This is a genomic window from Kiloniella sp., assembly GCF_048270245.1.
Classification (GTDB): domain Bacteria; phylum Pseudomonadota; class Alphaproteobacteria; order Kiloniellales; family Kiloniellaceae; genus Kiloniella.
Window position 1 is genome coordinate 145,468 of the sequence record NZ_JBLWTH010000009.1, and the last position, 9,331, is coordinate 154,798.

The window sequence follows — 9,331 nt, forward strand, 5'->3', positions numbered from 1 at the left end:
TCCTCAGACAGGCAAGTCTTCGGGCTTGAAAACTTCATAAAAGGCTTCTTTCATCGCGACATCCAGATCTTCCATAGAGACGCATAGCCCCAGATCAACGAGCGAGGTCACCCCGTGTTGATTAATGCCACAGGGCACAATACCTTCAAAATGGGATAAATCGGGATCAAGGTTTATGGAAATCCCATGAAACGTGATCCATTTGCGGACTCTGACGCCGATCGCGGCGATTTTATCTTCGCGACCATTTCCACGATCAATCCAGATTCCGACTCTGCCTTCGCGGCGTTCACCTTTGATATTGAATTTTGCAAGTGTGCGTATGACCCATTCTTCCAAATTATATACAAATTTGCGGACATCCTTGTTGTAGAGGTTAAGGTTGAGCATAACGTAGGCAACACGTTGTCCCGGACCATGATAGGTGTATTGTCCACCCCGGCCGGCATCATAAACCGGAAAACGATCAGGATCGATCAGGTCTTCTTTATCAGCCGATGTCCCCGCTGTGTAGAGGGGAGGGTGTTCCAGTAACCAGACTGCTTGCGGAGATTCGTTCGTGAATATTTTTCCGACACGGTCTTCCATAAAATTCAGAGCATCAGGGTAGCTCACGTGGTTTTCCGTGATGCGCCATTCGATTCCCAAGTCTTCATGCGTGGTATCTGGGTCATTCATTGGTCTATCATTTGTGAGTACTTGGGAATTTTTCACGGTTTTACTCATCGTATCTATGGCATCCCATGGATTGCTATGTTTTAATCGCGTCAGGGTGTCGCTTTTATGCGTCACACTGTCAAGACCGTCATTGGCAGGAACGAGCCGTTCCCGATTTATATATAAGGCATCGACTGCCCTAAGGAGCAATAAACTTTATGACGCAAGACCTGCGCGACGCTGCATTATTCTATCATCGCTATCCAACACCTGGAAAACTTGAAATTTCCGCAACCAAGCCACTTGGCAACCAGCGCGATCTGGCTTTGGCCTATTCCCCCGGGGTTGCTGCTGCTTGTGAGGTCATTGTTGAGGACCCCGCCGAAGCTTCTACCGTGACCTCACGAGGTAATCTCGTGGGTGTTATAACAAATGGTACGGCTGTTCTTGGGTTGGGGGCAATTGGTCCGCTTGCATCCAAACCGGTTATGGAAGGAAAAGCGGTTCTTTTTAAAAAGTTTGCTGGGATTGATGTTTTTGACATTGAAGTTGATGAAACCGATCCCGAAAAATTGATTAACGTCATTTCAGCGTTAGAGCCAACTTTTGGTGGCATCAACCTGGAAGATATCAAAGCGCCAGAATGTTTTATTGTCGAAGACGCTCTTCGGGAAAAAATGAACATCCCCGTGTTTCATGATGATCAGCACGGCACTGCGATTATCGTGGCCGCAGCAATTTACAATGCGCTGCGCCTTGTGAAAAAGAAGAAAAAAGACGTCAAAGTCGTGGCTTCTGGTGCCGGTGCTGCTGCGCTTGCCTGTCTAAACCTTTTGGTTTCCTTGGGCATTGATCGCAAAAATATCTGGGTCACAGATATTGAAGGCGTCGTCTATGAGGGGCGTGAGAAACTTATGGACCGCTGGAAGTCTGTTTTTGCACAGAAAACGGATGCGCGTACTTTGTCTGATGTTATTAAGGGTGCAGATATTTTTCTCGGTCTCTCTGCGCCGGGTGTTCTAAAACCTGATTTCGTAAAGCGTATGGCCAAAGATCCGATTATTATGGCTTTGGCAAATCCGACACCTGAAATCATGCCCGAAGAAGTCAAGGCGATCCGCGATGATGCCATTATGGCGACCGGACGCTCTGATTATCCAAACCAGGTTAATAACGTTTTGTGTTTCCCTTACATCTTCCGGGGGGCGCTGGATGTTGGTGCAACAGCAATCAACGAAGAAATGAAGGTCGCCTGTGTTAAGGCGATTGCTGATCTTGCGATGGAAGAGCAGGATGAGATCGTTATCAAGGCCATGGGTGGCGAAGCCAAGAATTTCGGCCCGGAATATATTATTCCCAGCCCCTTTGACCCACGTCTGATTTCTATTATTGCCCCGGCTGTTGCCAAGGCTGCAATGGAAACAGGGGTGGCCAGTCGTCCGATCGAAGATTTTGACGCCTATTGCGAAAAGCTGAAACGCTTTGTCTATCGTTCCGGCTTGGTGATGAAGCCTCTCTTCGAGCGTGCGAAAAAAGATCCCAAACGGGTCATCTATGCCGAAGGCGAGGACGAGCGGGTATTACGGGCAGTGCAAGTGGCGATTGATGAGAAAATGGCGGTGCCGATCGTCGTTGGTCGCCCTGATGTTGTACAGATGCGCATGGATAAGGTGGGCATTAAGCTCAAAGTCGGAAAAGACTTTGAAATCATTAATCCACAAGATGACCCCCGCTATAACGATTACTGGACGACATATCATAGTTTGATGGAACGTAAGGGGATTTCGCCCGAAACGGCCAAAGTGATCGTGCGGACACGTAATACCGTTATTGCAGCCCTTGCCGTTTATCGGGGCGATGCTGATGCCATGATCTGTGGTGTGACTGGTGGCTATCATCGTCATCTTAAGCATGTTCGTGGGGTTCTTGGGCTTCAGGATGGTGTCTCCGACTTCTCGTCTCTTAACTTGATGTTGATGCCAAGCGGCACTTACTTTATGGCGGATACATACGTTACGCAGGAACCAACGTCTCAACAGCTGGCTGAAACGACTATTCTTGCCGCAAAACATGTGAGCCGTTTTGGTCTTAAGCCACGGGTTGCGTTGCTCTCTCACTCTAACTTTGGCAGCTCAGATAGTGAATCTGCCTGTCGTGTGCGCAAAGCCCTCTCTTTAATTGAAGAGATGGACCCCGAGTTGGAAGTTGATGGTGAAATGCATGCAGATGCGGCTCTGGATACGGAACTACGCAATCGGGTTTTTCCGAATTCAAATCTAACAGGGCCTGCAAACCTGTTGATTTTCCCCAATCTTGATGCGGCTAATATTGCCTTTAACCTGATGAAGACTGTCGAGGACGGTTTACCTGTCGGGCCGATCTTGGTCGGTGCGGCTCAGCCTGCACATATTTTAACGCCTTCTGTAACAGGAAGAGGGGTTGTTAACATGACCGCTATTGCTGTAGTTGATGCGCAGAACAGAGAACGGCGAATTAAAAAATAAACGCCTGATAAAAATTGCGCCTGATTAGGTACTAAGACCTGATTCGGTACTAAGGAGGGACATTGCATAAAATGGTAATGTTCCTCCTGTATTTAAAAATCAGAAAAGTAAGTGCAAAAAGCTGCACCACAAATATAAGCGGCAGAGGATGGGGTGATGGAAGATACAAAAAACAGTAGCGATCTTCAAAATCTCACAGAAGACGAAAATTTTGGTCTCTCCTCTGATCTTATTCATGCTGTTGAGGATGCCCTTGAAGAAAGCAGGGATTCTGATGTTGAAGATCTGGTCGAAGGTCTTCACGAAGCTGATACCGCTGATCTGCTTGAAATTCTGGGTCGGGACGAACGTTATCGCCTGATGGAGGTGATCGGGGCCGGATTTGATCCTGAAATTCTTCCCTACCTTGACGAAACAATCCGTGAAGAAATCGTAGAATGGCTGGGGCCGCAGGGCATTGCTAAGCTGGTGCAGGAGCTAGATAGTGATGATGCTGTCGAATTGGTTCAGGATCTGGATGAAGATCACCGGATGCATATCCTTGCGGCGTTACCGCAAGCTTATCGCCGTGTCATAGAAGAAAGTCTCAGTTATCCGGAAGATTCTGCTGGACGTTTGATGCAACGGGAAATCGTTGCCGTGCCATCGGTATGGACCATTGGCGAGACAATCGACTACATGCGTGTCAGTGATAATCTGCCCGATGATTTTTATGATATTTTTGTCGTAGATCCCCGTCATCATCCCGTTGGTTTTATTCCGGCAAGTCGGGTAATGAGATCGCGTCGTCATGTGCGCCTAGACGAGGTAATGGACGATGATATGCGTATCATTCCGCTAGAGCTTGATCAGGAAGATGTCGCGCACATGTTCCGTCAATATGGCTTAATTTCGGCTCCTGTGATTGAGGCCAGCGGACGCTTGGTGGGTGTGATTACGGTTGATGATGTTGTTGATGTTATCGATGAAGAAGCTGGCGATGACCTCATGAAGATGGGTGGTGTGAGCGAACCCGATCTTTATGAAGATGTGGCTGATACCACCAAAGCCCGTTTTACTTGGCTGGGGGTTAACCTTTTAACTGCTGTTCTTGCGTCAGTTGTTATCAGCCTCTTTGATGCAACGATTGAAAAGGTTGTTGCCCTGGCCGTTTTGATGCCGATTGTCGCGTCAATGGGGGGCAACGCAGGTACTCAAACCTTGACGGTGGCTGTACGGTCACTGGCGATGAAAGATCTTTCCGAAGCGAATGCTTCGCGCTTTATAGGTAAAGAGCTTATCATTGGGATCATCAACGGGTTTCTTTTTGCGGTGCTGACCGGGATTGTGACGTGGCTCTGGTTTGATCAGGCTGCATTGGCCTTGGTTATCGGCGCGGCAATGATTATCAACATGGTCGTTGCTGGTTTGTGCGGAACGCTCATTCCCCTTGGATTGGAAAAGTTTGAAATTGATCCGGCTGTGGCGTCGAGCGTCTTTTTAACGACTGTGACAGACGTTATTGGCTTTTTTGCCTTTTTGGGACTTGCGGCAATATTCTTGCTATAATGGCTATCGTATCGTGCATCGGTTTTAGTTGTCTTGTATTAAAATAACTATTTGTTTTGTTTAAATACAAATAGTTACCTGAAAGCTTATATCTCCTTATGATAGATAATTCCAAAATCAGTGATAATTACGCAAGTTTGATTAGCCCTCTGCGTGTTGACTGAAAATTGGAAAGGGGTAAGGTGCGCGAAGGACAAAACATGTCCATCGGGATAACAGACTATGGGGTGGCCACGTGCCAAGTGTCTTAATCACAGGTGCCAACAAGGGTATCGGACTTGCTTTTGCGCAATCATTTGCCGTTGACGGGTGGAAGGTTCATGCTTGCTGTCGTCAGCCAGACAAAGCCAAGGGCCTGCAAGGTATCGAAGGCGATATCAGTATCCATAAGCTGGATGTCACAGATGATTTGCGTGTGGCAAGTGTTGCACGCGGCATGCTTGATGAGAAGATTGATGTCCTAATAAACAATGCAGGTTATTTTGGTCCACGCCTTGGTTTTGGAGAAATCGATTACGAAGACTGGGCGCATACCTTTGCTGTTAACACAATGGCTCCCTTGCGTGTGGTTGAAAATTTCATCGAACATGTTAGTGGAAGTGATCAAAAGCTAATTGTTAATGTTTCCAGTAAAATGGGGTCTGTTGCTGAAAATGAAAGCGGCGGAGCTTATGTTTATAGATCATCGAAAGCCGCATTGAATGTGGTGACAAAAAGCTTGTCTGTTGATCTTAAAGAACAGGGGGTCACGGTTATCTGTGTTCACCCTGGTCATGTCCAGACCGATATGGGTGGCGAACAAGCACCCCTGACGATTGCAAAGTCGGTATCAGGATTACGTAAGCTGATTGGTAAGGTTACGCACGAGCAAACCGGACAATTTTTCAATTATGATGGAACAATAATTCCCTGGTAGAGAGGTGCTTCTATGTCATCACGCTTTAGCGAAGAGCAAACTTTAATCCGCGAGACAGCTCAATCATTTGCGCGTGAACAGCTCGCCCCCTTTGCCGCAGCGTGGGATAAAGAAGCAACGTTCCCTCGGGATGCAGTTAATGCACTTGGCGAACTGGGGTTTATGGGGATGTTGGTGCCGCCGAAATATGGTGGTGCTGGTACAGATCATATTTCCTATGTTCTGGCATTAATTGAAATTGCGGCCGGAGATGGTTCCTGTTCGACCATAATGTCTGTTCAAAATTCCTTGGTGTGTTCCCCTATTTTGAACTATGGGACTGATGAGCAAAAAGAAACCTATCTTAAACCTTTGGCATCTGGTGAATTGTTGGGCTGTTTCTGCTTAACTGAACCAAGTGCAGGTTCTGATGCTTCCGCTTTGGAAATGAAGGCGAAAAAAGAGGGCGACCACTATATCCTCAATGGATCAAAGCAGTTCATATCTACGGGTAAAAATGCGGACATCGCAGTTGTTTTTGCAGTGACAGATCCGGATGCGGGCAAAAAGGGTATTTCTGCCTTTATTGTACCGACGAAAACATCCGGGTTTTCCTGCGCGAATATCGAAGACAAGCTTGGTCAACATGCTTCTGACACGGCACATTTGGTTTTTGACGATTGTAAGGTTTCCAAAGACAATCTGTTGGGGGCCGAAGGTGAGGGGTACAAGATAGCCCTTTCCAACTTGGAAGGCGGGCGCCTTGGGATTGCGTCACAATCTATCGGCATGGCACGCAGTGCTTACCAAAGGGCAAAAAGCTACGCTAAAGAGCGTAAGGCATTTGGTAAGGAAATTGCCAAGCATCAAGCTGTGGCTTTTCGGTTGGCAGATATGGCGACGTCTTTACAGGCTGCCGAGTTGATGCTTTTAGAGGCCGCAAGACTGCGTGATAATGGCGAACCCTGCTTGAAAGAGGCATCAATGGCAAAACTCTTTGCATCTGAAATGGCAGAGCGTGTGTGCTCAGACGCCATACAGATCCATGGTGGCTATGGATATCTTCGTGATTATGAGGTCGAACGGATCTATCGAGATGTCAGGGTATGTCAAATATACGAAGGTACATCTGATATACAGCGTCTTGTTATCAGTCGTCAGATTTTGCAGGAAAACGATGCATGAACAAGGTGCTGGATTTTTATTTTGATTTCTCCAGCCCCTATGCATATTTCGCAGTAATGGATGTGGGCAAGCTTGCTGAAAGGCATAGTTTAACGCTTCATTGGCATCCTATTTTACTCGGGGCTATTTTTAAGAAAACCGGGGCTCAGCCACTTCTTTCTATGCCCTTGAAGCAAGACTATGCTCAGCATGATCTGGAACGTACTTCGCGTTTAAACAAATTACCCTTCATCATGCCGCCAAAGATGCCTTTTATGTCTCTTGCTGCGTGTCGCGCTTTTTATTGGTTGGAAAGACAGGATCGCAGAGTTGCGAACTCTTTTGCAAAAAACCTCTTTAAAGCCGGATATCAAATGGGGCTTGATATTTCAGATAGCGCGGTAGTTGTCGACGTTGTTGTTGCTCTTGGCTTCAAAGAAGATGACGTCTTGGCCGGATTAAAGGATCAAAGCATTAAGGACGAAGTGCGCTCTGCTGTGGATAACGCGCAAGATGCAGGGGTTTTTGGCAGTCCTTATTTCATTTTTAACAACGAACCCTTCTGGGGGTATGACCGAATGCCTATGCTGGACGAGTGGATCACGCAAAAAGGGTGGTGATTTGGTGGTTTGTTGATGAGGTGCGAAAAGAGGAGAGTAGGTAATGCCGACTGTTAAAAGCGGAAGCTGGAAAGCAGCAGGCTTTACAGCGTTTATTTTTCTTCTCGTGGCTTTGGCGATCGGTTCGGTGAACTTTGTACAGCTCATTGTCTATTTTTTTGCTGTCGTATTTAACGTTGTTTATCTTTACAGCGTTTTTCCCGGCAGCCGCTTCTTCTCTATATCTGTTGCAAACTTTATAGCGCTCTATACTTGTTTATTTAGTTTCTTTGTCACCACAAACTTTAGCTTTGTGAGTGGCGAATTATTGGGCGTCGGATACTTTATGCCGATTTTGGGCTTTTTTGTTGGCACCTGGAGTAACAGGAAATTAATTAAATCCGTTGTTGTCGAACATCGAAAAAATGCCAAAGGCTTGACGATAAAATCTGTTAAATGGCTGGTTCCCATCAGTTTTATTGGTATTGCAACGTTTTTTATTCCTGAAAACTCAATTCCTGTTCTTATGGGGGATGTTCTTTTTCTCGTATCTATGGGGGGGATTACCCTCGTTGTCAGTCTTGTAAGTAAAGACGTTGCGACATTTCTTTTAGAAGCAGGTCTTTTGTTTGAGGAATTCTTCCTTCGCATAGAAACGCTCGTGATGCCTGCGTTTGCTTTTCTGACATTCTATTCCATGAATGTTATGATCTTTGGCTTTCTCTATCGCATCATTGATCATTACAGCGCGGTGACGCACTTCTCAATTCAGGGCGATGTTCGTGCAATATCCTTTATTGAGAGTTTGTATTTTTCGATCATTACACTCAGTACCGTTGGTTATGGCGATATAATTCCCATAACGGACGGCATTAAAGCCGTTGTCTCTATTCAAATTGTTGTCAGTGTGATGCTCTTGTTATTTGGATTTTCTGAAATTATGTCCTATTCAAGAAGCAAGCCTGTAAAGAGAGATCAAAAATAATCAAAACATGTGAGTGGTGAGCTTCTTTATACCTTGGTTGTAATCTGTTTTGTGTTTTGATCTTTTGGTATGGCGCTTTTCTTGTGAATTGTTTGTTGATACGTAATTAGTTTATTGAGTTGTTATTCATGCCCTTGCATTTGATTAAATTATCCGTTGGTACCGAGAGCCCTGAAACTCTCGAAGAATTTCAAGCCCTTCGTTTGGCGCAATATGGGGAAATTTTTCATCAAACAAGAATGTTTCCTAAAAGGCGTGACGAAATCATTCGTGGTGGATCTATCTATTGGGTGATCAAAGGCCAGGTTAGGGCACGACAGTTAGTAAAGGATATTGTTCGGGTTGAGGATAGCGAGGGAAAATCAATGGCACGCTTTATCCTGGATCAGAAACTGATTCGGGTTAAAAGTCGTAAACATCGCCCTTTTCAAGGATGGCGGTATTTAAGGGCCGAAGATTCGCCCATTGATGTGTCCGATTACGAATCGTTTGGTGATCGCGAATCAGAAAAAATGCCAGAACAAATGGTCGAAGAACTAGAGAAACTGGGACTTTTGTAAATGGCGTCAAAAAAAAATCATTATTTTGTTTTTTTCTATAGACAAGACCCGACTACCTCCTTATAACCCAGCTTCACCGGCGCAGACAACGGTGACACACTGAAAGACGCGCTGGACGGTTAGAAAAAAGTTCAAACAGTACTTGCTCTTATTTTTAATCGACTTATAATAGCCAGCCTTGGCAATGTGGTTTTACATCACATATTAAGCTAAGGTTACATATTTTAAGAAAATATATGATGAAAAAAAGGGCTTATAGCTCTCTATCGTCATGCTTTCGGAGCAGGGATGTTTTGGAAGATTTGTTGTTTGACATTGTTGATATGAATTGGAAGGGATGCGTGGACGGCGGTTTGTTGTTTATGACAACGAGCTAGCTAGTTTCATGTATCTTATTCGAAATAAGTTACACAAAACCT

The 9,331-nt window shown here is 45.6% G+C and carries 8 protein-coding genes; 7 read left to right on the top strand and 1 reads right to left on the bottom strand.

Going from position 1 to position 9,331, the window contains the following annotated elements; genetic code table 11:
* Positions 1-3: 3 nt before the first annotated feature.
* Positions 4-642 carry a lipoyl(octanoyl) transferase LipB gene (gene lipB, locus ACN0W5_RS17385; protein WP_417455355.1) on the bottom strand — a complete coding sequence of 213 codons (639 nt, stop codon included), beginning with the start codon at positions 640-642 and terminating at the stop codon, positions 4-6.
* Between the two features lie 233 nt (positions 643-875).
* Here lipB and ACN0W5_RS17390 point away from each other — a divergent pair, with 233 nt between their 5' ends.
* The 7 genes from ACN0W5_RS17390 (at position 876) to ACN0W5_RS17420 (ending at position 8,912) form a co-directional block, all read left to right on the top strand.
* Entirely contained in the window at positions 876-3,161 is a 2,286-nt protein-coding gene (locus ACN0W5_RS17390; protein WP_417455347.1) for an NADP-dependent malic enzyme, read from the top strand.
* Between the two features lie 156 nt (positions 3,162-3,317).
* Entirely contained in the window at positions 3,318-4,709 is a 1,392-nt protein-coding gene (mgtE, locus tag ACN0W5_RS17395) for a magnesium transporter (protein WP_417455348.1), read from the top strand.
* A gap of 235 nt (positions 4,710-4,944) precedes the next feature.
* A complete protein-coding gene (locus ACN0W5_RS17400) occupies positions 4,945-5,625 on the top strand; it encodes an SDR family oxidoreductase (RefSeq protein WP_417455349.1) in 681 nt (226 codons plus the stop codon).
* Between the two features lie 12 nt (positions 5,626-5,637).
* Positions 5,638-6,789, top strand: coding sequence for an acyl-CoA dehydrogenase family protein (locus tag ACN0W5_RS17405; protein ID WP_417455350.1), 1,152 nt, complete (start codon positions 5,638-5,640; stop codon positions 6,787-6,789).
* The gene (locus ACN0W5_RS17410) at positions 6,786-7,388 is read left to right on the top strand and encodes a 2-hydroxychromene-2-carboxylate isomerase (protein ID WP_417455351.1); all 603 of its coding nucleotides are present in this window, start codon (positions 6,786-6,788) and stop codon (positions 7,386-7,388) included. Before ACN0W5_RS17405 ends, ACN0W5_RS17410 begins: the two co-directional genes overlap by 4 nt.
* A 43-nt stretch (positions 7,389-7,431) precedes the next feature.
* Positions 7,432-8,352: an ion channel gene (locus tag ACN0W5_RS17415; RefSeq protein WP_417455352.1), complete on the top strand. Its 921-nt coding sequence runs from the start codon at positions 7,432-7,434 to the stop codon at positions 8,350-8,352.
* 128 nt (positions 8,353-8,480) lie between these two features.
* Positions 8,481-8,912 carry a DUF1489 family protein gene (locus ACN0W5_RS17420; RefSeq protein ID WP_417455353.1) on the top strand — a complete coding sequence of 144 codons (432 nt, stop codon included), beginning with the start codon at positions 8,481-8,483 and terminating at the stop codon, positions 8,910-8,912.
* The last annotated feature ends 419 nt before the right edge of the window (positions 8,913-9,331 follow it).

What these genes read in the sequence shown, in the direction of transcription:
- ACN0W5_RS17420 (WP_417455353.1), top strand. Translation starts at nt 8,481, where the DNA reads ATGCCCTTGCATTTGATTAAATTATCCGTTGGTACCGAGAGCCCTGAA.
- ACN0W5_RS17410 (WP_417455351.1), top strand. Translation starts at nt 6,786, where the DNA reads ATGAACAAGGTGCTGGATTTTTATTTTGATTTCTCCAGCCCCTATGCA.
- ACN0W5_RS17390 (WP_417455347.1), top strand. Translation starts at nt 876, where the DNA reads ATGACGCAAGACCTGCGCGACGCTGCATTATTCTATCATCGCTATCCA.
- ACN0W5_RS17405 (WP_417455350.1), top strand. Translation starts at nt 5,638, where the DNA reads ATGTCATCACGCTTTAGCGAAGAGCAAACTTTAATCCGCGAGACAGCT.
- ACN0W5_RS17415 (WP_417455352.1), top strand. Translation starts at nt 7,432, where the DNA reads ATGCCGACTGTTAAAAGCGGAAGCTGGAAAGCAGCAGGCTTTACAGCG.
- mgtE (WP_417455348.1), top strand. Translation starts at nt 3,318, where the DNA reads ATGGAAGATACAAAAAACAGTAGCGATCTTCAAAATCTCACAGAAGAC.